This is a genomic window from Microbacterium sp. AC145 (assembly GCF_979258505.1).
This window is the reverse complement of record NZ_OZ409859.1, coordinates 3,227,428-3,253,111: the sequence shown is the minus strand read 5'-3', so window position 1 is coordinate 3,253,111 and position 25,684 is coordinate 3,227,428. Positions and strand designations below refer to the sequence as shown.

General features: G+C 65.5%; 22 protein-coding genes. 8 read left to right on the top strand and 14 right to left on the bottom strand.

The features are described 5' to 3' along the window. Nucleotides 1–4: 4 nt before the first annotated feature. Nucleotides 5–2,017: an MSCRAMM family protein gene (locus tag ACZZZN_RS15640; RefSeq protein WP_463506059.1), complete on the bottom strand. Its 2,013-nt coding sequence runs from the start codon at nt 2,015–2,017 to the stop codon at nt 5–7. 380 nt (nt 2,018–2,397) lie between these two features. Between ACZZZN_RS15640 and ACZZZN_RS15635 the strand changes: the two genes are divergently transcribed. Together ACZZZN_RS15635 and ACZZZN_RS15630 are read left to right on the top strand one after the other, a co-directional pair. Continuing rightward, nucleotides 2,398–3,420, top strand: a complete 1,023-nt coding sequence (locus tag ACZZZN_RS15635; protein WP_463506058.1) for a hypothetical protein — start codon at nt 2,398–2,400, stop codon at nt 3,418–3,420. Nucleotides 3,421–3,530: 110 nt separating this feature from the next. Then, complete coding sequence (locus tag ACZZZN_RS15630; protein WP_463506057.1) at nt 3,531–4,217, top strand: hypothetical protein; 687 nt, start codon at nt 3,531–3,533, stop codon at nt 4,215–4,217. 18 nt (nt 4,218–4,235) lie between these two features. Here the strand turns inward: ACZZZN_RS15630 and ACZZZN_RS15625 are convergent, their stop codons facing one another. Together ACZZZN_RS15625 and ACZZZN_RS15620 are read right to left on the bottom strand one after the other, a co-directional pair. Beyond that, complete coding sequence (locus ACZZZN_RS15625) at nt 4,236–5,291, bottom strand: LLM class flavin-dependent oxidoreductase (RefSeq protein WP_463506056.1); 1,056 nt, start codon at nt 5,289–5,291, stop codon at nt 4,236–4,238. A gap of 29 nt (nt 5,292–5,320) precedes the next feature. Then, nucleotides 5,321–6,862, bottom strand: coding sequence for a DUF7059 domain-containing protein (locus ACZZZN_RS15620; protein WP_463506055.1), 1,542 nt, complete (start codon nt 6,860–6,862; stop codon nt 5,321–5,323). A gap of 98 nt (nt 6,863–6,960) precedes the next feature. Here ACZZZN_RS15620 and ACZZZN_RS15615 point away from each other — a divergent pair, with 98 nt between their 5' ends. The 4 genes from ACZZZN_RS15615 (at nt 6,961) to trxA (ending at nt 12,196) form a co-directional block, all read left to right on the top strand. Next, nucleotides 6,961–9,126, top strand: coding sequence for a DUF6049 family protein (locus tag ACZZZN_RS15615; protein WP_463506054.1), 2,166 nt, complete (start codon nt 6,961–6,963; stop codon nt 9,124–9,126). Then, entirely contained in the window at nt 9,119–10,738 is a 1,620-nt protein-coding gene (murJ, locus tag ACZZZN_RS15610; protein ID WP_463506053.1) for a murein biosynthesis integral membrane protein MurJ, read from the top strand. Before ACZZZN_RS15615 ends, murJ begins: the two co-directional genes overlap by 8 nt. Nucleotides 10,739–10,831: 93 nt before the next feature. Next, complete coding sequence (trxB, locus tag ACZZZN_RS15605; protein ID WP_463506052.1) at nt 10,832–11,806, top strand: thioredoxin-disulfide reductase; 975 nt, start codon at nt 10,832–10,834, stop codon at nt 11,804–11,806. A 66-nt stretch (nt 11,807–11,872) separates the two neighbouring features. Then, entirely contained in the window at nt 11,873–12,196 is a 324-nt protein-coding gene (trxA, locus tag ACZZZN_RS15600; protein ID WP_194764369.1) for a thioredoxin, read from the top strand. Between the two features lie 69 nt (nt 12,197–12,265). Here the strand turns inward: trxA and ACZZZN_RS15595 are convergent, their stop codons facing one another. The 11 genes from ACZZZN_RS15595 to rpmH all read right to left on the bottom strand — a co-directional run bounded on the left by ACZZZN_RS15595 (nt 12,266) and on the right by rpmH (nt 22,330). Further along, a complete protein-coding gene (locus ACZZZN_RS15595) occupies nt 12,266–12,793 on the bottom strand; it encodes a GrpB family protein (RefSeq protein WP_463506051.1) in 528 nt (175 codons plus the stop codon). Nucleotides 12,794–12,806: 13 nt separating this feature from the next. Next, a complete protein-coding gene (locus ACZZZN_RS15590; protein ID WP_341955899.1) occupies nt 12,807–13,142 on the bottom strand; it encodes a tryptophan synthase subunit alpha in 336 nt (111 codons plus the stop codon). Between the two features lie 9 nt (nt 13,143–13,151). Continuing rightward, entirely contained in the window at nt 13,152–14,600 is a 1,449-nt protein-coding gene (locus tag ACZZZN_RS15585) for a sugar porter family MFS transporter (protein WP_463506050.1), read from the bottom strand. Nucleotides 14,601–14,662: 62 nt separating this feature from the next. Beyond that, complete coding sequence (locus ACZZZN_RS15580) at nt 14,663–15,631, bottom strand: ParB/RepB/Spo0J family partition protein (RefSeq protein WP_463506049.1); 969 nt, start codon at nt 15,629–15,631, stop codon at nt 14,663–14,665. Beyond that, nucleotides 15,631–16,506: a ParA family protein gene (locus ACZZZN_RS15575; protein WP_463506048.1), complete on the bottom strand. Its 876-nt coding sequence runs from the start codon at nt 16,504–16,506 to the stop codon at nt 15,631–15,633. The genes ACZZZN_RS15580 and ACZZZN_RS15575 overlap by 1 nt, the downstream gene beginning before the upstream one ends. Before the next feature lie 2,767 nt (nt 16,507–19,273). Then, on the bottom strand, nt 19,274–19,933 hold the full coding sequence (gene rsmG / locus ACZZZN_RS15570; protein WP_463506047.1) for a 16S rRNA (guanine(527)-N(7))-methyltransferase RsmG: 660 nt from the start codon (nt 19,931–19,933) through the stop codon (nt 19,274–19,276). After that, the gene (locus tag ACZZZN_RS15565) at nt 19,933–20,409 is read right to left on the bottom strand and encodes a Jag family protein (RefSeq protein WP_463506607.1); all 477 of its coding nucleotides are present in this window, start codon (nt 20,407–20,409) and stop codon (nt 19,933–19,935) included. The genes rsmG and ACZZZN_RS15565 overlap by 1 nt, the downstream gene beginning before the upstream one ends. An 11-nt stretch (nt 20,410–20,420) precedes the next feature. Further along, complete coding sequence (gene yidC, locus ACZZZN_RS15560) at nt 20,421–21,491, bottom strand: membrane protein insertase YidC (RefSeq protein WP_463506046.1); 1,071 nt, start codon at nt 21,489–21,491, stop codon at nt 20,421–20,423. A gap of 3 nt (nt 21,492–21,494) precedes the next feature. Beyond that, complete coding sequence (gene yidD, locus ACZZZN_RS15555) at nt 21,495–21,845, bottom strand: membrane protein insertion efficiency factor YidD (RefSeq protein ID WP_463506045.1); 351 nt, start codon at nt 21,843–21,845, stop codon at nt 21,495–21,497. Beyond that, entirely contained in the window at nt 21,842–22,186 is a 345-nt protein-coding gene (rnpA, locus tag ACZZZN_RS15550) for a ribonuclease P protein component (RefSeq protein WP_463506044.1), read from the bottom strand. Before rnpA ends, yidD begins: the two co-directional genes overlap by 4 nt. Nucleotides 22,187–22,192: 6 nt before the next feature. Further along, nucleotides 22,193–22,330 carry a 50S ribosomal protein L34 gene (rpmH, locus tag ACZZZN_RS15545; RefSeq protein ID WP_022889115.1) on the bottom strand — a complete coding sequence of 46 codons (138 nt, stop codon included), beginning with the start codon at nt 22,328–22,330 and terminating at the stop codon, nt 22,193–22,195. A 316-nt stretch (nt 22,331–22,646) separates the two neighbouring features. Here rpmH and dnaA point away from each other — a divergent pair, with 316 nt between their 5' ends. Continuing rightward, the gene (gene dnaA / locus ACZZZN_RS15540; protein WP_463506043.1) at nt 22,647–24,038 is read left to right on the top strand and encodes a chromosomal replication initiator protein DnaA; all 1,392 of its coding nucleotides are present in this window, start codon (nt 22,647–22,649) and stop codon (nt 24,036–24,038) included. Between the two features lie 496 nt (nt 24,039–24,534). Next, complete coding sequence (gene dnaN / locus ACZZZN_RS15535) at nt 24,535–25,677, top strand: DNA polymerase III subunit beta (RefSeq protein WP_463506042.1); 1,143 nt, start codon at nt 24,535–24,537, stop codon at nt 25,675–25,677. The last annotated feature ends 7 nt before the right edge of the window (nt 25,678–25,684 follow it).

The window sequence follows — 25,684 nt, the reverse complement described above, 5'->3', positions numbered from 1 at the left end:
GCGGTCACTCGCGCTCCGAGTCTCCGACCTCGTTCTTCGCGCGGCGGCGGGAGAAGGCGAACAGTCCTGCTCCGAGAACCAGCACGCCGGCGCCGACCGCACCCCACGTCATCGTCTCAGGCCCGAGGCCGGTGGCCGGGAGTGCGCCGTTGCCGGTTCCGGGAGGAGCTCCCGGCGCGACGGGCGGAGCCGTCGGGTCGACGGGCGGATCCGTCGGGTCCACGGGCGGAACAGGCGTCGGTGTCGGCGCGACCACGGCCTCGAGAGTGAAGTCCTGATCGACGAATGCCTCGCCGGCTGCCGTGATCACCACGGTGCGGGTGGCTGAGCCGACGACAGTGCTCCCCGACGGTGCGGTGATCGTGATCGTGTACTCACCGGGCGGCAGTCCGCCCAGACCGTAGTTGCCCTCGGCATCCGTCGTGAGCTGGAGGGGACCGTCGGGACCGTCGATCGTGACCGCGACCCCGCTCACCGGTACGTCTCCGGACGTGACGACGGTGCCGTCGATCGCGCCGGGTCGGGCGAGGGCGAACTCGACGTCCGCTTCGACGTCGCCGGTGACGTTCTGCTCGAACGACGTGGGTCCGGTCGCGATATATCCCTCGGGCACGGTGATCGAGATCGTGTATTCACCCTCCGGAATCCGCTCGAAGGTGTATGTGCCCTCGGCGTCGGTCACCGTCGTGACGGGTGGGACATCGGTGGTCTCGGCTGTCACGGTGACGCCTGCGAGTCCCTCGCCGTTCGTCTGCACGGTGCCGATCAGCGTCGGGTTCTCGACGAGCATGAAGTCCGGCACCTCGATCGGCTCCTCACTGTTCTCGGGCACGATGACCGGAGCGACGGGAACGTCGATCGTGAACCCCGGCGGCGGAGTCACCAGCACGGTGTGCTCACCCACCGGAACCTCGTCGAACACATAGGTGCCGTCGTCAGCGGTCGTCGTCTCGGCCACTCCCGCGATCTCGACCGAGACGCCCGGCACGGGCTGCCCCTCATCGTCGAGCACGCGACCCGAGACCTCCGCGCCGACGATGTCACGCACGGCGAAGTCCGCCACGCCATCGGCATCGGTGAGATCGACCTCGACCTCACCGGCCCCCACGGGAACCTTGCCCTCGGGGCTGACCACACGCACCGTGTACCCGCCGGTGGCGACGAAACCCGGGAAGACGTACGAGCCGTCGGCGCCGGTGGTCGTGGTGCCGACGACACTGCCGTTGGCGTCGACGAGGCTCAGTTCGACGCCCTCGAGCGGTCCGTCCTCCTGATCGACGACGGTGCCGGTGATGTCGCGCGCGATCGAGGCGAACCAGGTCTGGTAGATCGGGAAGCCGGACCTCCGCGCGAACGAGAAGGTGAGGGTGCTGATCGGGGCTGCGGGTTCAAACCAGGCGGCGGATCCGCTCGTGTCCATGGCGCCGACGTTGCCGGTCAGGGTCAGAGTGTCGGCATCCCAGCTGGGGAAGTCATCGGCGCTTCCGGTGCACGAGGGCTTGCCGGCGATTCCGGGAGCACAGAAGTTGAAACCGCCGCGGAAGCCGATCTGGTCGGCGGTGAGTGCCTGACCGTCGGGACCGATGGCCTCGATGCGCACGGAGTCGGCGTCGATGTCGCCGAGCACGAACGTCCATCCCGCAGTCGGGGTCGGAGTGTCGAACGAGTACGTGGTCGTCGACGGGCTCGTGGCGTTGTCGGCCTTGGGCCGCAGATTCACATACTGCTGGTCGCGGCTGCTGCCGTACTTCGCGCCCACCGGCGTGCCCTCGGCGAGCCAGGTACTGGCTCCTGAGACCAGCCCGACCCCGCCGCCACGAGAGTCACTGGTGACGGATGCCGAGATCGCGGGGTTGGCTGCGATCTGCACACTGCCGGAGTAGGCGCCGGCTGAACCGGTGAGCGGCTGCCAGCTCGCCCACGAGGTGGTGGTGGCCGCCGCGGCAGGAATCGCCCCCACGACCACGGCGAAAGCGACGATCACTGCTGTCAGAACTCCGGTTTTCTGCACACGCATGGCGCCAGAGTATCGGCATACTGCTGTCGGGTCGAGGGGCGATTCAGAGTACGGACCAGGCCCCCTGAACCCCCGCCCCTGGTCCCCCGAACCCCCGTCCGTGGGCCCCTGAGCCTGTCGAAGGGCCCGAACACTCCGACAGGCTCAGCGCCTCGCCAACGAAGCCGGCATCCCCCACATGCAGACCTCGCCCCGAGCATGGCGAGCTCACTGCCACGGCGCGACGCTCTGCGTCGAGCACGATTCGAGAATGCCCGGTCGGGCCGCGGTGCGTGGCCCGCGGGCGATCCGATCACGGTTTCCGCACAGATCCGAACACCCGTGGATGCTTTCGATAGCCTGAACCCGTCGATCGGTGGCCGTGCGAAGGGGACGACGGGATGGAGGCGGAGAACTCACCCGCCAGGGGGTACTCGGACTCTCTGGATCGGATCGCTCTGGACCTCCAGGACCTGCGTGAGAACGCGGGACCCGTCTCCTATGCCGAACTCGTTCGTCGCATCACGGACATCCGTCTGGAACGGGGTGTGCACGCCGCAGCCGCGGTCCCTGCGCGGTCGACCGTGTACAACGCGTTCCGCACGGCCCGCTCTCGCATGGATCCGGAGCTTCTCCGCGACATCGTGACCGCACTCGGAGCAGACGACGACGCATCGGATGCCTGGGTGCAGCGATATCGGGAGGTGCGACGGCGCGCAGCGCCTCGGCCTGAACCGGAGACTCCTTCGCCGACGCTTCCGGCTCCCTCCTCTCCGATGCCACGCACTGGGCGCCGCGTCAGGCTGCCGTTCATGTTCGGCATCCTCTGCTCCTGCGTGATCGTGAACCTTCTCGGTCTGTCCCTCACAGCGCTGTTCGATCTGTCGGTCTACCTCGACATGATCGGCACGGCGGTCGCCGCCATCGTTCTCGGCCCGTGGCATGGCGTCGCCGTCGCGATCGCATCGAGCAGTCTGGGATTCGTGACGGGCGATCCGCACACGGTCGAGTTCATGCCCGTCAACGTCGTCGGCGCGCTGGTGTGGGGCTACGGCATCCGCCGATTCGCCATGGGGGCGGGACTCGGACGCTTCACCTCACTGAACCTCATGACCGCCCTCGCCTGTTCGCTCATCGCCGCGCCGATCGTCGTGATGATGTTCCATGGTGGCGAAGGTCATGCGTCCGAGCGCTCGATGCTCGCCCTCGAGGCGATGCAGCTTCCCTTCGTCGCGTCGGTGTTCTCCGCGAACATCGTGACCTCGTTGACGGACAAGCTGCTCACCGGATTCATCGCGCTGATCGTGTTCGCCCTCCTGCATCGCGCCCTCAACCTGCCTGCGACACACATGCCGCTCGTCGAGAAGCTCGCGGCGCTGCGCACCGCCTCGCGCCCCACCGCCCTGCGGACTCAGTCGGTCTGAGCCTGGCGACGGCGCGGCCGGGGGCGGACTCGCTGTGCAGAGTTGTGCGGAAATCGCGCCCCCCGTGAAAGCTCTGCGTCGGCGGGTCCGGCGCTCAATAGCCTGGCCGCATGGAGCAGAAGCAGACCCTCAGAGATCACCTGACCGCTGCCCGGACCGGAGTGTCCGCCGCCGAGTTCGAGGCCAGCCGTGCCCTCGAGCCTCGCCAGGGTTCGAGCTGGGCGATCTGGGGAGAGACGACCGGTGATCTCTCGGTCTTCGAGAACAGCGCCACGATCGCCCCCCAGCTGCGCAAAGACGTGGTGCTCATCGCAGCGAACTTCGGGCTCAGCGATGATGAGGGAGAGTTCGGTTCATTCCAGAACTTCCACGCTCGCAAGCACCGCGGCGACACCAAGCTTCGTAAGGCTCTGACCGGAACCGTGCTGGAGGGCGCGTTTCTCACTGACATCGTCAAGGACTACGGCACCAAGTACGCCGATCGTCTCGGCGCCGAGATCCGCGCCGGGATCATCGACACGCACACGCACGTGGTCTCGGGTTTCGAGGCCGAGCAACGCGCGCTCGGCCTCGGTCCATCCACTCTGTACATCCCGGTCGGCGGAAGGACTCGCGAGCTCTGGGATCTTCTCGTGCTCAGGGGCGAGATCCCTGCGACCCAGCGCGTGTTCCACCGTGAGTACGGGAACGGCCCGCAGTTCGCGGGCAGCCCGGTTCGCAACCTCGCGCACTACTCGGCTGCGGTGAACATGGTCGATGCCGTCGAAGCCCTGCTGGCTCAACCGACGCTGAGCTGATCGCGAGACCGGCGCAACTCATACGGCGTCGCCCTGAACCGGTCCCTCCGTGTTCGGCTTCCAGCCCAGTTCCGGCGCCACGTACTTCGCGAACGACTCGAGCACATGCAGGTTGTACTCGGGGCCCAACTGGTTCGGGATCGTCAGCATCAGGGTGTCCGCAGCCATCACGGCCTCATCGGCGAGCAACTGGCGCACGAGCACATCGGGCTCGGCGGCGTAGGTCTTGCCGAAGGTCGAACGGAACCCGTCGATGATGCCGACCTGGTCTCCGTTCTCCTCGCTGCGCAGACCGAAGTAGGCGCGGTCCATGTCCGAGACCAGCGGGAACACGCTGCGGCTGACCGACACCCGCGGGGTACCCGTGTGTCCGGCCTCCTTGTAGGCCGCCCGGTAGAGGTCGATCTGCTCACGCTGCAACTGATGGAACGGCACGCCGGTCGCTTCGGTGAGCAGCGTGGAACTCATCATGTTGAGTCCCTTGCGTCCGGTCTCCTCAGCGGTCGATCGGGATCCCGAACCCCACCAGACGTGGTCGCGCAGGGTCGGCGACTGCGGCTCGATGGCGAGGTACCGGCCGGCACCGACCATCCGCGGATCGCCCGGGGCGATGCCCTCGCCGTCGATCGCGCGCAGGAAGAGATCGAACTTCTCGCGGGCGATCACTCCACCGCGCTCAGGGTCCTCCTCGTCGTGGAAGCCGAAGGTCTCGTACCCGCGCAGAGCGGTCTCGGGTGACCCACGGCTCACGCCGAGCGCGATGCGTCCGTCGGCGATCAGGTCGAGCGCTGCCGCCTCCTCTGCGAACTGGAACGGGTTCTCGTACCGCATGTCGATCACGCCGGTGCCGACCTCGATGCGCTTCGTGCGCGCGGCCATGGCCGACAGCAGCGGCATCGGCGAGGCGGCCTGACGCGCCCAGTGATGCACGCGCACGTACGCGCCGTTGACGCCGATCTCGTCGGCGCCCTCCGCGATCTCGATCGTCTGCTTCAGCATGTCCCCGGCGGTGCGGGTCGCCGATCCGTGCACATCGGCGTAATGACCGAAAGAGAGGAATCCGAAAGCCTTCATGTTCTATTCGAACGCATGGATGCCGTGAGCTATTCCGCCGGCGCCAGCAGACCGTCGATCACCAGCTGGCGGATGCGCGGCTCGAGACTCGCCCACAGGTCTGCGAACGGAACCTCGAACAGATCCGCGAGCGCCGCGGCGATCTGCATCACGGTGAGTTCGCCGTCGCATGCGCCGACGAACGCGGCGAGCGCGGGATCGACCGAGATAGTGCGGGCGAACCCGCCGCCCTGGCGCAGTTCGATGATGCTCGGGTCGTCGTTGCCCGGCAGCAGATGCCTGGCCTCGGTGACATCGGCCGCGGTGACGAGGGTGGTGGGCAGACCATGGGCGAGCACGTCGTGAGCGGCGAGCCCCGCGCGCAGTGCCCCACCGACGTTCGACACCGGCTGCGTCAGCCTTTCGATGCGGCGAAGAGGAGCAGAATCGCCGGATGCCACCGGCGGGCGCCGCACCAGGATGTATCCGAAGCCGACTGCACTCACCCCTCGGGCGTCGAAATCGTCGAGCCACGCGGTGAGCAACGGGGTGAAGGCGGCATCCCGAGGAGTGGTGCCGCCGTCGCGGATCCAGAGCTCCGCATAGCCGAGCGGCGTCAGCTCCTCACGCTGCACGACCCACAGGTCAAGGTCCGCCGGCACCCACGAGGCGAGACGGTCGAGGCCGACCCGGCCCTCAAGCGCCGCCTGTCCTCCACGCGACTCCCAGTTGCCGAGAAGCTGGGCGGACCCTCCCCGGGTGAGGAAGTCGGGCGCCGCGCGCAGGAACTGCTCGACGAGCGCGTCTCCGATCAGTCCGCCGTCTCGGTACTCGTACTCGGGCACCCCCTCGACGCGAGGGGTGATGACGAACGGCGGATTCGACACGATCAGATCGAACGCCTCACCGGCGACCGGCTCGAACATGCTGCCGAGGCGGAAGTCGATGTTCGAGACCCCGTTGATCTGCGCGTTGAGTTCGGCGTAGGCGAGTGCGCGGGCCGAGATGTCGGTCGCGACGACAGCGCCTGCGTGACGCGCGACGAGGAGCGCCTGGATGCCGCATCCGGTGCCCAGGTCGAGTGCCCGATCGACCTCGACGGGCATGATGATCTCCGCAAGGGTGCGTGAGGCACCGCCGACACCGAGCACGTGGTCGGCGGGAAGAGCTCCGTCGAGTGCCACCTCGTCGAGGTCGCTGGCGATCCACCACTCGCCGATCCCCTCGGCGTCGACGAACGACTGCGGACGGATCAGCGCCGCCGGCACGACGGTGTCGTCGACCACGCGAGCGAGTCCCAGCGAGACGAGGCCAGGCACCCCCAGTCGCGGCAGCGCCGCGGCGACCGCATCCGTCGGCTGCGGCATGCCGAGCACCAGCAGGCGTCCGAGACTCGCGAGCACACCGTCGTCACCGGCGATCGCTCGAAGGATCGGCTCGCGCATCCCGCGTGCGAGCGCATCGTCGGCCTCGTCTCCCCACAGTCTGCGCAGGGGCTCTGAGCGGAAGTCCGCCGCATCGAGGTCGGCGGCGAGCGCCGTGCTCAGGATCGAGTCGGGGCGGGGCGCGGGGGTGTCGGACACGGCCGTCACTCTACGCGCCTTCAGCGTTCTCTCGCGGCCGCACGCCTAGAATCACAAGGTCAGCACTCACGAGCAGCCTGCACACCCGGCGTTCGAGGAAGACTTCCATGACCGCGACCATCTCCGACAACGGCCTCCGCGCGCGCCTGCATCGCCTGGCACGCGGTTCCGTCGTCTTCGCGATCGCTCTCGCCTCCTGCGGCGTCGCCACCTCGAGCGCCTCGACTGCCTTCGGCGCCACCGAGTCCGATGAAGATGCCTCAGTCGAACTGCACGTCGCCGCCGGTGTGCACGGCACGGTCGCCCCCGGCAGCGCCACCACGGCGTCACTCACAGTGCAGAACGATTCGACGACCAGGCTCTCGTCGGGCCGCATCGTGCTCGAGGTCAGCCGCACACCCCTCGCCGACGATGCCGCCGTCGACTCGTGGCTGTCAGACGAGACGACCGCCGGCTCGTTCGACGAGATCGGTGCCGACACTACGTCTCCCGTCGATCCCGACGGCGCCGTCACCTCGTCTCTGTTCATCCCTCCCGAGGCCCTCGCCGATCTGACGCCCGGTGTCTATCCGCTGCGCGCGAGCCTCACGGGGGCTCAGAGCGCCGGGGCGGATGCCGTCACCTCGACCTCTGTGCTCATCGTCACCGATGTCGCCGCATCACCGGTCGCTGTCATGGTGCCGATCACGGCCACGCCTGCGAACGGATCGCTTCTCACCTCAGACGAGCTCGCGACGCTCACGGGGACCGATGGCGATCTGACCGCCGCGCTCGAGGGCGTCGCCGGCACAGCTGCCATCCTCGCGATCGATCCCGCGATCCCGGCCGCGATCAGGGTCCTCGGCTCCTCCGCTCCGGAGAGCGCGCGAGACTGGCTCCTGCAGCTCGATGAGCTGCCCAACGAACGCTTCGCGCTGCAGTTCGGAGATGCGGACGCTCAGGTGCAGGCTCAGGCAGGGATGCCGGAACTCCTGCAACCCACGACCCTGACCCCGTTCCTCAACCCGAGCAACTTCACGGCCACTCCTGCGCCCACGCCCGGGGATCCGGATGCCACGGCGACCCCGAGCCCCACCCCGACCGACGGACCGACGCTGCCCACCGATGAGCAGCTGACCGCCGTCGACGGCGCCGTCCCCGGCATCCTGTGGCCGCGCAGCGACGTCTCGGCAGAGAACCTCAGCGCGTTCTCGACCTATGTCGACGGCGACTCCACGACGGTCCTCTCGTCGACCTCTGTCGGCTCGCCGATCGGCGCTCGAGCGACGATCGACGGACGCGACGTGCTCGTCGCCGATTCAGCGGCCTCCGAAGCGCTCTCCGACGCCGCCGGCGAGCCCGACCTGGCCGCCCGGCAGCGCTCGCTCGCCGAGGCGAGCGCACATCTCTATCTGTCGGCGCACGCGACGGCGTTCGCGCCCCTGCTCGTCGCCCTCGAACGCGACGAGACCCGATCCGATGAGGCGCTCAGAGAGAGCATCATCGCCGTCGACTCCCCCGGGTTCGGTCTCGGTGCCCTCACCGCGACCCCCGCGAGCATGACGACACTGGTGAGCGAAGCCGATGAGGCCCGCGCCGTATCACTGCGCGCCATGCTCGACAGCGAACCACAGCTCACCCAGTTCGCCACGATCCTCGACGATCCGCAGCTGCTGCTGAGTCCCAAACGCATCCAGATTCTGCGAGCGACCGGAGTCGGTCTCAGCGACAACGCTTTCGCCAAGGCGGTCGATGCGGTGCACGAGGCCACCCAAGACACTCTGAACGCCGTCGACATCCCTCCCGCGAGCACGATCCAGCTGCTGTCGGCGAATGCAGACCTGCCCTTCTCGGTGCGCAACGATCTGCCCTGGCCCGTCAACATCCGCCTCTCCGTCTACCCGAGCGACGCTCGTCTCGATGTCGAACCCGTGACCCCCTGGGTCGTCCAGGCGGGCACCACGGCACGCGTCAAGGTGCCCGTGTCGGCGCGTGTGGGCAGCGGCGAGGTCAGCCTCCGCCTCGAGCTCTCGAGCCCCACGGGTGTGCCGATCAGCCAGCCCGAGATCGTGCGCGTGGCCGTGCGTGCCGAGTGGGAGACGATCGGCCTCGCGGTGCTGGGCGGCCTCATCGTGCTGCTGCTCGGTCTCGGCATCATCCGCACCGTGTCGCGCAAGCGACGTGAGGCCGCGGAGATCTCGGAGGCCGAAGAGGCGGCCGAGCCCGACATCGACGTCGATGAACAGAAGGATGCCGAGGCGAACACCGCCCCGCACAAGGAGTCGAATGAGTAGTCTCGGGCGCGCGAGCGCACTGATCGGCGCCGGCACCCTCATCTCACGCGTCACCGGGCTGCTGAGGACGATCGTCCTCGTCGGCGTGATCGGCTCGGTCGGCGCGGGAGCTGCGGATGCGTTCGCGATCGCGAATCAGCTGCCCAACAACGTCTTCTCGCTGATCTCGGTCGGTGTCCTGACTGCGGTGATCATCCCGCAGATCGTCAAGGCTGCCGCCGACGCCGACGGCGGCAACGCCTTCATCTCCAAGCTCTTCACTCTCGGCACCGTCGTGCTCGTGATCATCACCGGCGTGGCCACCATCGCCTCGCCCTGGCTGGTGAGCCTGTATGCGGGGGCGAAGGGGTCGCCCGAGTTCCTCGCCCTGGCCACAGCGTTCGCCTACTGGTGCATGCCTCAGATCCTGTTCTACGGGCTGTATGCACTGCTCGGTGAGGCGCTGAACGCCCGACGCATCTTCGGCCCATTCACCTGGGCACCCGTCGTCAACAACATCGTCTCGATCGTGGGCTTCCTGATCGTGGGCGCCCTGTTCGGCGGACCGCTCACTCGGGTCGACGACTGGACCCCCGAGATGATCGCCGCCCTGGGCGGCACCGCGACCCTCGGCATCCTGATCCAGGCCGCGATCCTGCTTCTCTTCTGGCGGCGCACCGGACTCGCTCTCCGGCCCGACTTCCGCTGGCGAGGCGTGGGCCTCGGAAACGTGGGCAGGCTCGCCGGCTGGACGTTCCTGATGGCTCTCGCCAGCCTGATCGCCGGACTCGTGCAGACGCAGATCCTCACGGCGGCCTCGGAGGTCGGGGCGTCGGTCGCGACGTTCCAGTACGCGTGGCTGATCTTCATGCTCCCCTACTCGGTCATCGTGCTGTCGATCGGCACTCCGTACTTCACGCAGATCAGCGAGCACGCGGCCGCCGGTCGCGATGCAGAGGTCCGGGGCGACATCGCGCAGAGCATCCGCACCCTGCTCTTCTTCATCGCAGCCGCCGTCGCCGCGGTGGCCGCCGCCGCGATCCCCGCATCCCGCGTGTTCACGAACGCGGCGTCCGACGCGGTCGAAGCCGCTCTGGTGCTGGTCTGCTTCCTCGTGTGCCTGGTGCCGTTGACGATCCTGTTCATCGTCCAGCGCACGTTCTACGCCTACGGCGACACCCGCACACCGTTCTGGTTCACGCTGTTCCAGTGCGCTCTCGTCGTGATCAGCGCGTTCGTGGCGCAGTGGCTGCTCACCGCCGACGTCATCGCGATCACCTCGCTGGCTGCCACGATCGCACTCGGTCAGTCGATCGCCAGCACCATCCAGACCGTGGTGGCCGTCTGGCTGCTGCATCGCAAGATCGGCGGGCTGCAGATCCGCACCTGGATGGCCGCCGTGGTCCGGTTCGCCATCGCCGCCGTTCCGGCCGGTTTCGCAGGCTGGGGCGTGTTCCTGCTCCTCGGCGGGCCCGACGGGTGGACCACTGCCGACAAGATCCAGGGCGCGCTCGGCACCTGCATCATCGGTGTCGCCGTCGTCATCGTGTACGTCGCGATCCTCGCGCTGCTGCGGGCTCCGGAGCTCAAGGCCGCGGGCTCCATGCTGCGGCGATTCCTGCCGGGGCGATGACACCCATCGCGGGGGAATTCCCCGCGGTTACCATTGGTTGAAGCACTCGAACGCCGCAGGGATTCTCGGCGTCACCCCGATCACGGAGAGCACATGCGTCAGGTCATCATCATCGGCTCCGGCCCCGCCGGATTCACCGCCGCCATCTATGCGGCGCGCGCGAACCTCAAGCCGCTGCTCATCGCCAGCTCCGTCGAAGTCGGCGGCGAGCTGATGAACACCACCGAGGTCGAGAACTACCCGGGTTTCCCCGAGGGAATCCAGGGTCCCGAGCTCATGGCCAAGTTCCAGGAACAGGCTGAGAAGTTCGGCACCGAGGTCGTCTACGACGACGTCACCGATCTCGACCTGGCCGGCCCCGTCAAGACCGTCACGCTCGGCAGCGGTGCAGTGCACGAGACCCGTGCACTGATCTACGCGACGGGATCCGCCTACCGCAAGCTCGGCATCGAGGGCGAAGAGCGCCTCTCGGGCTACGGCGTCTCGTGGTGCGCGACGTGCGACGGCTTCTTCTTCCGCGAGAAGACGATCGCCGTCGTCGGCGGCGGCGACTCGGCGATGGAAGAGGCGACCTTCCTCACGCGTTTCGCCGACAAGGTCTACGTGATCCACCGCAAGGACTCCCTGCGCGCGTCGAAGATCATGCAGGAGCGTGCGTTCGCGAACGAGAAGATCGAGTTCGTGTGGAACAGCGAGGTCGCCGAGATCCTCGGTGGCGACTCCGTCTCGGGCGTCCAGCTGCGCAACACCGTCGACGGGACACTCAGTGACCTGGCTCTCGACGGCCTGTTCATCGCGATCGGCAACGACCCGCGCACGCACCTCGTGCACGAGAAGCTCGACCTCACGCCCGAGGGCACGATCTGGGTCGACGGTCGCTCGTCGAAGACCACCCAGCCCGGTGTCTTCGCGGCCGGCGACGTGATCGACCCCACCTACCGCCAGGCGATCACCGCCGCCGGTTCCGGAACGGTCGCCGCTCTGGATGCCGAGCACTTCCTCGCGGATTTCGATGACGCCTCGGTCGAGTTCCCGGCGGCTGAGGCCGCGGAGATCATCGTCGCCTGACGTCCGGGAACACAATCCATGCGCCCGCTGTTGTAGCAGGCGAACCTCGAACAAGGAGAAACTCTGATGAGTGCAAAGGCTACGAGCCAGGCGACCTGGGAGCAGGACGTTCTGCAGGCCGAAGGTCCCGTCCTCGTGGACTTCTGGGCCGAGTGGTGCGGACCGTGTCGTATGGTCGCACCGGTGCTGGACCAGATCCAGGCCGACAACCCCGACAAGATCACCATCCTCAAGCTGAACGTGGACGAGAACCCGCAGCTGGCGATGCAGTACCAGATCACCTCCATCCCCGCGATGAAGGTGTTCCAGGGCGGTGAGGTCAAGACGACCATCATCGGCGCCAAGCCGAAGCCCGCCCTCGAGCAGGACCTCGCAGCCTTCATCGGCTGATCAGGATTTCACGGCCGTCACCTCTTCGGAGGTGGCGGCCTTTCCTGTGTCCGGGTCCGGTTTCCGGGCCTACTTGTCGTACACGGGCACCGAGGGCAGTCCCCGGGCTGCGCGGGCGCGGTCGACGATCTCCTGGATCACCGGCGTCTTCGCATCGTTGTAGGTCGATCGCCCGTGCGCAGCGGCCGCCACGGCGTCGCATTTCGCGTGCGAGTACCGATCCACATCGTCCGGATGCGCGAGCAGCCAATCCCGGAGTATGCGCTGGTTCGCGGCATCCCAGTCCTCCGCGACGAAGAAGTGCGCGATCGCGCTGCGGATGCCGGCGGTCTCGCGGATCATGACGGGATGCGTGCGCACGCCGCTCCCCCGCCTCCATCCCACGGCCTCCAACGCCGGCAGGTGCACCTCGAGATCGTGGAGGTCCCTGATCCTGACGGCCAGATCGATGACGGGCTTCGCCCTCATCCCGGGGATCGCGGTGGAGCCGATGTGCTCGATCAGCCAGTCGGCATCCGTCGCACTGCTGATCTCCGCGGCGATGCTCGCGAACTGAACCGCCCAGGCCGGGTCATAGGTGACCAGCATCCTCGGCATCGCGGCGGAACTCTCAGGACGCGTCTGCGACCGTCGGATCCCACCGACGATGGCGCTGCTTCTCGTCGAGCAGCCCCCAGACCGCCGGCGTCAGCTCGGGGTACTCGAGAGCGATCTGGCGAAGCACGCGGTAGTGCCGGGCGGCGTTGGGCCTCACACCGTCGTTCGCAGTGATGTTGTCGGCGCGCAGCAGATAGACCACGAGCTCGTCGACGCTCGGCAGCTCCTCCATGAACTCCCACGGATCTTCGCCGCTGAGGAGCCGCTCCTGGATCAGCACGGCCAGTTCGTCCGAGGCCTCTGCACGCAGCACTTCGAGGCTGGCACGACGGGGAACGGACTCGGTCATGCTTCCAGCCTACGTCGCCTTGCGGGTGCCCCGGCGCTCCACCTTCAGCTCATCCGTCATCTCTTCGAGCTCCCTGCCCTTCGTCTCGGGCACCTTGAAGTACACGAAGAAGAACGACAGCAGAGCGAAGAACGCATAGAAGCCGTAGGCGAAGGTGAGTCCGATCTCGGCGAACACCGGGAAAGTCGTCGAGATGAAGAAGTTCGCCGCCCACTGCGCCGCCGCGGCTACCGCGAGGGCGCCGGCACGGATGGAGTTGGGGAAGATCTCGCCCAGGAGGACCCACACCAGCGGGCCCCACGTCGCGCCGAAGAACACGACGAAGCCGTTGGCGCAGATTAGTGCCACCGTGGCCCAGGGATCGGGCAGAGTCGCGGTGCCCTCGGCATTCAGCGTGCCGAACGAGAAGGCGAGAGCCATGAGACCGAGGGTCACGGTCATACCGACCGAACCGACGAGAAGCATGATGCGGCGGCCGACCTTGTCGACCAGGAGGATGGCGATGATCGTCACCACGATGTTCGTGACCGAGGTGATCACCGAGGTGAGCAGAGCGCTCGACTCGTCGAAACCGACTGACTGCCAGAGCGTCGTCGAGTAGTAGAAGATGACGTTGATACCGACGAACTGCTGGAAGACCGAGAGCAGGATGCCGACCCAGACGATGGGCTTGAGCCCCAGCCGGCTTCCTCGCAGATCGCTCAGCGACTCCTTGCGCTCGGTGTCGATCGTGCTCGTGATCTCCTTGATCTTCGCATCGACATCGACAGCACCGGTGACGGTTTCGAGTACCTCCGAGGCGCGTTTGAGATCTCCCTTACGCACCAGGTAGCGCGGGGACTCAGGCAGTCGGAACGACATGATCCCGTACACCAGCGCGGGGACGGCCTCGACGATGAACATCCACCGCCAGGCAGTGAGCCCCCAGAGCGGCTGATCCGCAGCACCGGCGAGACCGGCCAGCCATGCGTCAGATAGCAGGGCGGCGAAGATTCCGGTGACGATCGCGAGTTGCTGCAGCGATCCGAGGCGCCCTCGAACGCGCGCGGGCGAGACTTCTGCGATGTACGCCGGCGCGATGACGGATGCTGCGCCGACGCCCAGACCTCCGATCACACGCCAGATGATCAGGTCGACCACGCTGAACGCGAGACCCGATCCGATCGCCGAGATGAAGAACATCACCGCCGCGAAGACCATCACGGGGATGCGACCCCGTTTGTTGGCGATCGGACCGGCGAACCAGGCACCGACCGCGCAGCCGATCAGAGCGGACGAGACGGCGAATCCCTTGAGGCCCACACCGAGGTCGAAGCCCGAGACATCACCGGCCAGGGCATCGACCGCGCCGTTGATGACGGCTGTGTCGAAGCCGAAGAGGAATCCTCCGAGCGCCGCGGCAATACTGACCGCGATCACTTTCCTTTGGAAGGCCGCTGCGGGTTGTGGCGTGGACATGACTCCCCCTCATCGTGGTGACCCACGCGAGTCTAGGGGAATACCGGAGTTCTAGGGGGTGATCACGCCGGACCGAAGCCGGATTCGCCCAGCTCTTCGAGGATTCGGTTCAAGTCCTGAATCGACGCGAAGTCGATGAGGACCTGACCCTTTCGGGCTCCGAGCGACACCTTGACCCGAGTGTTGAGGCGGTCTCCGAGTTTGCCCGCGACCTCGTCGAGGTAGGCGCGACGCGAACCTGGTGTGGGTTTCGCGGTGCGGCCCGCCGACGAGGGCTGGCTCTTGGCAGCGACCTCGGTCGCACGCACCGAGAGGTCTTCGTTGACGACCTTGTCTGCAAGCCGCTGCATCGCCTCGGGAGAGTCGAGGCTCAGGATCGCGCGAGCATGACCCGCGGTGAGAACGCCGGCCGCCACGCGCTGCTGCACGGGCACGGGCAGTTTGAGCAGACGGATCGTGTTGCTGATCTGAGGACGCGAACGACCGATGCGTGTCGCCAGCTCCTCCTGCGTGATCCCGAAGTCCTCGAGCAGCTGCTGGTAGGCAGAGGCCTCTTCCAGCGGGTTCAGCTCCGAACGGTGGAGGTTCTCGAGCAGAGCATCGCGAAGCAGGTCCTCGTCAGCGGTCTCACGAACCACGGCAGGGATCGAATCGAGACCGGCCTCGCGAGCGGCTCGGGTGCGGCGCTCACCCATGATGAGCTCGTACTCGCCGTCAGCATTCTTGCGAACGACGACCGGCTGCAGCACTCCGAACTCGCGCACACTGTGCACGAGCTCCGCGAGGTCTTCTGGATTGAAGTGCGTGCGCGGCTGGCGGGGGTTGGGAACGATCTTCTGCGGATCGATCTGGATGAGATGGATGCCGGGAACGACCTCGAGGTCGGGCACCTCCTCCGCCACGGTGGCCGCCTGATCCGTCGCAGGCCGAAGACTCGCGCCGGGGAAGAACACATCGACCGGGCGCTCTGCCTGATCAGCGGTGGGAATGAGGGCTCCGATCCCCCGGCCCAGTCCAGTGCGCTTCGCCATCATTTCTCCTTGCTCTGCGTCGCTGTGCGCGACGCGATCTCGACGGCTGCCTCGCGGTACGCGACGGCGCCGGCCGATTGCCCATCGTAGGCGATCACGGTCTGACCGAAGCTCGGTGCCTCCGACACCCGCACAGAGCGCGGGATGACGGTGTCGAGCACCTGGTCCGGGAAGTGGGTGCGAACCTCATCTGCCACCTGCTGCGCAAGACGCGTGCGTCCGTCGAACATCGTCAACAGAATGGTGGAGAGATGAAGATCGGGGTTCAGATGCTTCTGGATCATCTGGATGCTGCCGAGCAACTGGCTCAGTCCCTCCAGTGCGTAGTACTCGCACTGGATCGGGATGAACACTTCGTCGGCTGCGGTGAACGCGTTGATCGTCAGGAGACCGAGAGACGGTGGGCAGTCGATGATGACGAAGTCCATGGGGCTGGTCTCCAGATACTCCTGGAGCGCCCGGCGCAGTCGGTGCTCACGCGCCACCTGGGCGACGAGCTCGATCTCGGCTCCGGCGAGGTGGATCGTGCTGGGAGCGCAGAAGAGGTTCGAATCCTCAGGACTCTGCTGCACGATGTCCGCTAGCGGGACTTCATCGATGAGAACGTCGTAGACACTGGGGATGTCCCCGCTGTGCGGTACCCCCAGTGCGGTGGATGCGTTGCCCTGCGGGTCGAGATCAATGACCAGGACTTTCGCACCGAGTCCTGAGAGCGCTGCGGCGATGTTGACCGCACTCGTCGTCTTCCCGACGCCACCCTTCTGGTTGGAGACCGTGAGCACACGGGTCTCCCCCGTGAACTCGACCTTCACGGAATCCAGCACCCGACGTCGTGCCGAGAGGTCGGCGATCTCGCGCGCGAGTGGCGTATCCATGCCGAAAGAATCCTTCGGTGTTGCCTTTTCGGACTGTTTCACGTGAAACATCCACTCCTTTCGGGGCCGTGTTCCACTCTAATCGCTGGGGCCGACGTTGCCCGCATGAGCGCACACTTGTGGACGAGGGCACGCCCGCAGTCCTTGTTCGTGTTCGGTCTTGCATTCGTAGAACCCACACGGTTGCTCGTATTGCGGCGCGCTGCGACTGATCACCCGCTTCGGCGGGTTGCGTCATCCTCGGCGTTGGGGAGACGCACCTGTGTCCCCACCCCGCCTTGCGCACTGTTTCACGTGAAACAGTGACGGTTGAGCTCGTGCACGACGTCGACGGTGCCACTGAGAGGTGGGTCGCGTCGAGCTCCAGCGTCGCAGTGGCACGAGCTGGGGTTCCACGGAACGCGTGTTCGCCATGATCTCCGCTCGGCTGTCCGACGATTCACCGTACGGATCTCCTCGCGCGCTTCGGTCCGACCGCACATCACCTCGAGATTCGTCATCCTCTCTTCGAGCGACACCACCGAAATCCCTCCAGCCGAACTCATCTGTATCGACCGCGTACGCACCTCACAAGCGCAGTTCCCGATCACTGATGCCTTACCCACTCCAGACAGTCCGGTGGTCAGCACCCGCGACTCAATGACACGCTCTCCGACGCCCCCTCCGCCTGTGGGACCCGATCGATCGATGACGATGAAAAGTCGACTCACTTCCGGGTACCCCAGTGCCACAATGCGCCAAACAGCGTCCTAATTGCAGGGAATCAATCTGAGAGATCTCAGCGGAGTTCTCGGCGCTGCGCAAGAATCATCCGGATGGTCACCTGATCGGATACGAGCAAGTCTCGAGGTGCTCCCCAGGACGACGACGCCGCCGAAGCGAGCGCGCACCAGTCCCCCAACGATCGCGCACAGGCGATTGGTGGGCAAGTCAATCTCTTCGGACGGCACGGTAACAGCATCTGACGCCGCACGCCCAGCCGGCCGACCGGCGCCGCGCGGACTCGAATTCACAGGGTCTCAAGGCTGGTGATCCGGTCCGCATCTCCGGCAGGGTGAAGCCGCGCGATCACTGGTTCAGCGATTCGGGCGCATGTTTCACGTGAAACGGTCGTGAGTCGCGACTGTTCGCCCTCTCCTCTGCGACGCGCAGAAGGTCATGCGATCTACCGCTGAATAGTAGTTACTCGCGTCTACCGCGCCTCCGACTAAACGGAAAGCTCACCGGCGCAGTCCGTGCGGCCTGATCTTCGCGGGCAAAGTGGCAGCACACCAGAGGCCATGCCGGTTCCGCCAGCGGTCCTCAGTGGTTCGGGATTCAATCGCCCACCACGATTGCTTCACGAAGCAGCAGCGTTTCACGTGAAACGATGCCGTCTGCCCGCCATCCGCGAGTCTGGCGCTCGGCTGGGTAACCCGAAAATGTAGCGGGCGCATGTCTCAGCGCAGCTGCGCGTGCCGCCATCCAGCACCGCCATGTCGACAGCCGGTGCAGCCGAATGGCATCACGCGACCTACATCCGTCACCCCTCTCGTCGGATTCGCTCCCATGGTCACGGCCGCCCAGAGTATTCCCACGGATTCATCGAAACGTACGCAGTTGCCTTAGCGTTTCACGTGAAACACTCCCCCGGGCCCGCACAGCGCCCCCACCTTCGCACCCGCACCCGTCTTGGCGCCTGCCGGATGAAGGTGGCGACTCGTACGCGGGGCTGTCGAAGCATGGCGATGGACACCAATACCCGGCCACGAAGCAAAAGTCGATGGATCCGTTTCACGTGAAACAACCGACGCGCTTCGCTTAGGAGTAGGAGTGTGCCCTCACAGATGATCGGGATCAGAGAGCCCGTGTGATCACCACATGCTTCAGCACTGAGCACACGGGATCCTCGCCACGTGATCTGCCGGCGTGCCTGGGTAAGCTCCAGATAGAGGGCCCCACTCAAGGCCCCCTTGGAAGCCGCTCTCACTCAGCCCGCCCAGCGAACACCCCCTTGTGACCGCGAGAACGTTCCATGACCCGCAGACGTCGTGCACGTTGGATCGATAGTCATGAGGGTCGCCTCAACCCCGTCAGGGAGCATCCAGACAGGGTGGCCACTAGGACTGACTATGACCTACCCCTCAGTCACTGCGACATCCCGGTGCCACCCGTTACCGATGCGTAGACGCAAGCACAGTCCGAAGGCGACTCACCTGAGCCGGATACTGGTGCCGTGCCCGCAGATCCGCTGCGCAACAAACATTTCACGTGAAACATTCGCGCCCAATTGCGGTGGGACTCCGAATCACGCTTGCTCCTCGCGTGACGCCGTGAGAGTTCTCCTGGCGTCGCGACCGGCCGCTTCTGCTGCCCCCCGAAATCAACACCGGAGCTCACGATGCCACATCGCTGCGTCGCTTCGTCCCTTGGGCCGATTCCCACGAGATGCTAACTCGGCAGGTGTCCGGTGACGTGCCGTGAGCTTGCACCTGCGATGCAGGCTTGCGCGATTGTCTGACCGCTACGCCCAGTCCTGAGGGATACTGCGTTTCACGTGAAACAATCCCCTACGCCGACCTCGATACAGAGTCTGTCTGCTCCAGGCTTGCTAGTGATGTGGGACCTATCTCGCCCGAGCGGAATGTTTCACGTGAAACGCATCGCGCAAACACTCGAATGACGAACAAGGCAAATAGTAGCGTCGGTACGACAATGCGCAGCGCGGGCAACGTAGGGCGCAAAACGCCAAGTCGCGCAGTGTCAGCAGTTCAAGCGCAGTGATCTGTCAGCGCACGCGCGCACGGAGCACACGGGTCGTCTCGGGCAGTACGCCCTCTCCCAGTACCTCGACACGAACGTCCGACAGACGGAACTTCTTGATCTGCTTCTGCGCTGCGTCGATCTCGTTCGACACATTCATTCCCTTGAGAAGAATGAGCTCGCCACAATCACGCACCAGAGGTGCGGTGAGCGGAATGAGCGTCCGTAGCGCACTCACCGCTCGGGCTGTCACGACGTCGAAACCGTCTGGGCGGCGCACGTCCTCTGCACGGGCACGAACGACCTCGACATTCGAAAGTCCGAGGTCTGACACCTGCTCGTTCAGCCAGGTGACTCGGCGCTCCATCGGCTCGATGAGAGTGAAGTGCGCCTCCGGGCGGGCGATGGCGAGGACTATGCCCGGCAGGCCGGCGCCGGAACCGATATCGGCGACAGAACCGGTGAAGAGGGGCGCAGCGATCACGCTGTTCAGAATGTGCCGAGTCCAGAGCCGCGGGAGCTCGAGCGGGCCGATGAGGCCACGCTCTTCACCATGCTCAGCCAACGCTGCGGTGAACCGCCGGGCAAGCACTATGCGATCGCCGAACATCTCCGCGGCGACGGCAGGCTCTTCCTCCACGACGCCGGTCTTGGAGGCATCCGCACTCGAGGACTCAGACGACATCAGCGGCGGCGAAGAACCGTGTGACGATCCGCGCCCTCGCCGTACGATTCTGAAACAAGTCCCTGATCAGCGGCAATATCGTGGACAAGCTTGCGCTCATAGCTCGACATGGCGGGCAGTGAAGCCTGCGATGCCCCGTCATTCAGCTTGACCGCCGCCGCGTTCACGAGGGTTTCGAGCTGCCGGCGACGCGCGTCGCGTGATCCGCCGATGTCGAGGATCAACCGAGAGAACGAACCGGTCTTGTTCTGCACGGCGAGACGAGTGAGCTCCTGCAGAGCCTGCACGGTGTCAGGGGCCGAGAGAAGGGAGAGCCCATCGCCCTCCGCTTCGACCGAGACGTATGCGCGTCCCTGTCGCACGTCGAGATTGAGGTCCCCATCGATGTCCGCGATGTCGAGGAGCTCCTCGAGGTAGTCGGCTGCGACGTCACCCTCGGCTTCGAGTTCAGCCACAGTGGGCTCGACGGTCTCCATCACATTCTCACTCACGCTGCGCCACCCTTCTTCTTCGAGCGCTTCTTGCCTACCGGCTGCTGGCGCTTCGGAGCCTGAGCCTTGGCCTTCTCGGCCTCTTCGAGAAGACGCTGCTGCTCTGCCTCATACGCCGCCATCGGAACGACCTTGCCCGAAGAATCGATCGCCTTGCCCTTGCGCGCCAGACGCTCCTCACGGGCCTTCGCGGCCTCGGAACCAGGAGTCGGCATCTCGCGGATGACGAGGAACTGCTGACCCATCGTCCAGAGGTTCGAGATGAACCAGTACACGACGACGCCGAGCGGGAAGAAGACACCCGAGAAGATGAAGCCCAGCGGAAGGATGTAGAGCATGATCTTCTGCATCTGGTACGCCTGGCCGGTCTTGGCCTCGGGCGACAGGTTCTTCGAGATGATCTGCAGCTGAGTGAAGAACTGCGACGCAATCATGAGCACCACGAGGACGACGAGGATCACGATCGCGACCGTGTTGCCCGCATCCACGGCATTGCCGAGGGTCTCGTGCAGCGACGCCACCCCGAAGAGCTGAGCATCGTAGAACTGCTCGGTGAGTTCGGCGTTGAGCAGACCCACACCGCCGATGCCGGCAGCGTGGTGCTTCGTCACATCATTCAGAACGCTGAACAGAGCGAAGAAGATCGGCATCTGCACCAGCAGCGGAAGGCAGCTCGACATCGGTGTCGTGCCGTGCTTCTTGTAGAGAGCCATGGTCTCGCGGCTCATCGCCTCGCGAGAGAGCTGGTCCTTCTTACCGCGATACTTCTCCTGGACTTTACGCAGCTCAGGGGCGATTTCCATCATCTTGCGCTGGCTCTTGATCTGCTTCACGAAGAGCGGGATCAGAGCGGCGCGCACCACGATGACGAGTCCGACGATCGACAGCACCCAGGTGAGTCCCGATGCTGCGGGCAGACCGACAGCCGTCAGCAGCCAGTGCCATGAGACGAGCACGAGCTCGACCAGCCACTTCAGCGGCCAGAGGATGGTCCCCAACAGATCGAAGCCACCGGCGGCAGGCGCCGGCGAAGGGGTGGTGCTGGCGAACAGAAGGTCAAGACCCACCGATCAGTCCTTTCGGGCAGGGACGACGAAACCGTGAGCGGTCAGGTCATAGCGGAAGTGTTCGTGCGGACGGACGTCATCGACGCCGCCGTGGCTCCAGGGATTGCAACGGAGGATGCGCCATGCCGAGAGCATCGCTCCCCGCACGGCACCGTGCTGTTGCACCGCACCTACAGCGTAAGCGGAACACGAGGGGTAATAGGCGCATACATCTCCGTAGAGAGGAGAGATCACCTTGCGATACCCGGCGAGGAAACCGAGCACGAGATTGCGAGGAACCAACGGCACGCTGCGCACCAGGTCCCGAGACTGCAGCCGCGCGCTTCCGAGCGAGGTCGCGGGTAGCGCGGTCATGACGCCACCTGGGTCAGTCGACCGAGACAGCGGTTGACGTCGGCGCTGAGTTCGGCGTAGGTGGCGGTGGCGGATGCAGGAAGGGCACGGATGACGACATCCGTGCCCTCGGGAACTCGCGGGAGCGCCTCCGCGCAGACTGCCTTGAGGCGTCGACGAACGGAGTTGCGCACCACCGCGGTGCCAACCTGCTTACTGATGATGAATCCGAACCTCACGGCTCTGCTCTCGCCCGTCGACATCACCGAGGTGACGACGCGCGCCCCGCCACAACGTGATCCACGTCGAACGACCAGTCGATAGTCGCTCCCGCGGGTCAGGCGAAACGGGCGGGCGAGCACAGCGATCTACGCGGAGAGCTCGGTGCGGCCCTTCGCGCGACGAGCCGAAAGGATCGCGCGGCCGGCGCGGGTACGCATGCGAAGACGGAAGCCGTGCTTCTTGGCGCGACGGCGGTTGTTGGGCTGGAAGGTGCGCTTGCTCATGGAATCACTCCGGGAATGCTGCCACCGGGATCATTTTGACCGGAGACATAGGGATCTGCCGTTCAGGCATAAGTCAACCGATTAAGGGTACGTCCTGACGGCGCCCAGAGCAAATCTGCGCGCCTCGACATCGGACCGCCTGCATGATCCGCACAGCCATTATCCACAACCTCCGGCCTGCACGTATGCGCAACACGCGCGCGGTATCTCAAGGGCAGGTTGCCGATCACAGCCTCGATGACTACCGTGGCATCCGAAGTTATCCACAGGGAGACGCCCGTCGCCGAACCCTCCCTATCCCCAGCTCCGGAGCGTCATGTCATCACCTGCCCAGCCCGACGTTCCCATCTGGACCACGGTGCAGGAGCTGCTCGAAGCGGATGACCGGGTGACACCGCAGCTTCAGGGTTTCCTCAGCCTCGCGGTTCCCGCAGGCGTCATGGCAGCGACCCTCTATCTCGAGGTGCCCAACGACCTCACGGCCGCGCAGATCAACAAGCGCCTCCGACTCCCGATCATGGAGGCTCTCTCCCACATCGGCGAAGAGGTCACCTCTTACCGTGTCGTCGTGAACCATGAGCTCGCCGAGCAGCCGACCGCTCCCATCGCGGTCGCGGACTTCGGCCGGCAGGAGAACATCCGCATCGAGTCGCCGATGGAGCAGCCGACACCCCTGCGCCACGAATCCCGACTCAACCCGAAGTACACCTTCGACAACTTCGTGATCGGCCAGTCCAACCGTTTCGCACACGCCGCAGCCGTCGCCGTCGCCGAAGCACCGGCCAAGGCATACAACCCCCTCTTCATCTACGGCGACTCCGGTCTCGGCAAGACGCACCTCCTCCACGCGATCGGCGACTACGCACAGTCCCTCTACGCCGGTGTGAAGGTGAGGTACGTCTCGAGCGAGGAGTTCACGAACGACTTCATCAACTCGATCGCGAACAACCGCGGCGCTGCGTTCCAAGCCCGGTATCGCGAGGTCGACATCCTCCTGATCGACGACATCCAGTTCCTGCAGGGCCGCGCTGAGACCCAAGAGGCCTTCTTCCACACCTTCAACACGCTGCACGACCACAACAAGCAGGTCGTGATCACCAGTGATGTCGCCCCGAAGCACCTCACCGGTTTCGAAGATCGGATGCGCAGCCGATTCGAGTGGGGACTCATCACCGATGTGCAGGCGCCCGACCTCGAGACCCGCATCGCGATCCTGCGCAAGAAGGCGCAGAGCGAAGCCCTCCACATCCCCGACGAGGTTCTGGAGTACATCGCCACCGTGGTGTCGTCGAACATCCGCGAGCTCGAGGGCGCACTGATCCGCGTCTCGGCGTTCGCGAGCCTCAATCGATCGGCCCTCGACATATCGCTCGCCCAGACGGTGCTTCGCGACATCATCGACACGGCCGAGGACAACATCATCTCGCCGACCGACATCATCACCGCGACCGCTCAGTACTTCAAGCTGACCGTCGACGACCTGTACGGCTCGAGCAGATCGCAGCAGATCGCCACGTCACGACAGATCGCCATGTACCTCTGCAGAGAGCGCACGAGCCTCTCGCTCCCGAAGATCGGTCAGCTGTTCGGCAACCGAGATCACACCACCGTCATGTACGCGTACAAGAAGATCAGCGAGCTCATGAAGGAGCGGCGCTCGATCTACAACCAGGTGACCGAGATCACCACGCAGCTGGGTCGCCGCTGAAACGGCCCGGCCACTCCAGAAAGGGGGCCGCAGCATCCGAAAGGGCGCTGCGGCCCCCTTCTCGTCGCTGCGACGCGCCGTGGAGAAGTCGGATCGATGCCGTTTTACACATGTGGATAACTTGTGGATGGATGGGGATGGGCTCGGGATGAACACGGGACAAATCGATCATCCTGTGGATAACTCAGACATGCCTCGAATCGCATCGGATGCTCGTAACCCGCGTATTCCTCAGGGTTTCCACAAGTGACAACCGTGTAGTTCCCTACTCGCGTCTGCTTTCCACCGACTTATCCACAGTATCCACAGGTGTTAACACCGTTAAGGAGTTAATTCAATCCAGGGGCGATCCGATCACCAGACGGTGTGGAAACCCGAACGTCCGATCCGAATCACAGAGGCGTAGGGATCGGTACGACTCTGGGGCTAGCATGGGAAGCCCTGCACCGGCAGGAACGATGACGACGCGTCTCAGAACGACGACAAGGGAGCACCCGTGAGGTTTCAGGTCAACCGCGATGTCTTCAGCGAGGCTGTGTCCTTCGTCGTCAAGCTGCTTCCGCAGCGCAATCCGCAGCCGATCCTCGCCGGTGTGCTGATCGAAGCGGACGCGTCAGGACTCACTCTCTCGGCCTTCGACTACGAGGCATCCGCTCGGACGACCATCGAGGCCACCGTCGACACAGCGGGCACGATCCTCGTGCACGGTCGACTGCTCTCCGACATCGCCAGCCGCCTGCCGAACGCTCCGATCGAGATCGCCGTCGAGGACGACGGAAGCATCTCGGTCACCTGCGGATCCGCCCGCTTCACGCTCGCCGCCATGCCGGTCGAGGAATATCCGTCGATTCCCGAGGTCTCGGGCTCGTCCGGAGTCGTGCCGGCCGACGATTTCGGCACTGCCATCGCACAGGTCGGCTTCGCCGCCTCGCGCGACGACGTCACGCCGGTCCTCACCGGTGTGCAGCTCGCGGTGTCCGGTCAGACGCTCAGTCTCGTGGCCACCGACCGCTACCGTGTGTCGCTGCGCGATGTGCCCTGGGACGGCGAGGCCGTCGAGGCCACTGCGCTGGTCCCTGCTCGCACTCTGCTCGAGGTCGGAAAGACCTTCGGCCACGCCGGCACCATCCAGATCGCTTTCTCCGGCGCCGGCGACCGCGAGATCATCGCCTTCACCGCAGGCAACAAGACCGTCACGTCGCTGCTCATCAAGGGAAACTTCCCTCCGGTGCGCCGCCTCTTCCCCGAGCAGACCGACCACTACGCGGTCGTCAACACGGCAGACCTCGTCGAGGCTGTTCGCCGAGTGTCGCTCGTGCTCGACCGTGCTGCTCCGCTGCGATTCACGTTCGCGAGCGACGGAGTGACGATGGATGCGTCGGGCAGTGAGCACGCCCGCGCATCGGAGTCCGTCGACGCGATCCTCTCGGGTGGCGACGACGTGACCCTGGGCCTGAACCCGCAGTACCTCATCGAGGCTCTCGGCGCGGTGAAGAGCGAGTTCGTGCGGGTCACGTTCACCTCGAGCGACAACGCCAACAAGCTCAGCCCCGTGCTGATCACCAGCCAGACATCCGTCGATCAGGCGGGACTCGACTCGTTCAAGTACCTGCTGCAGCCGAACCTGCTGCTTCGCTGATCGCGGT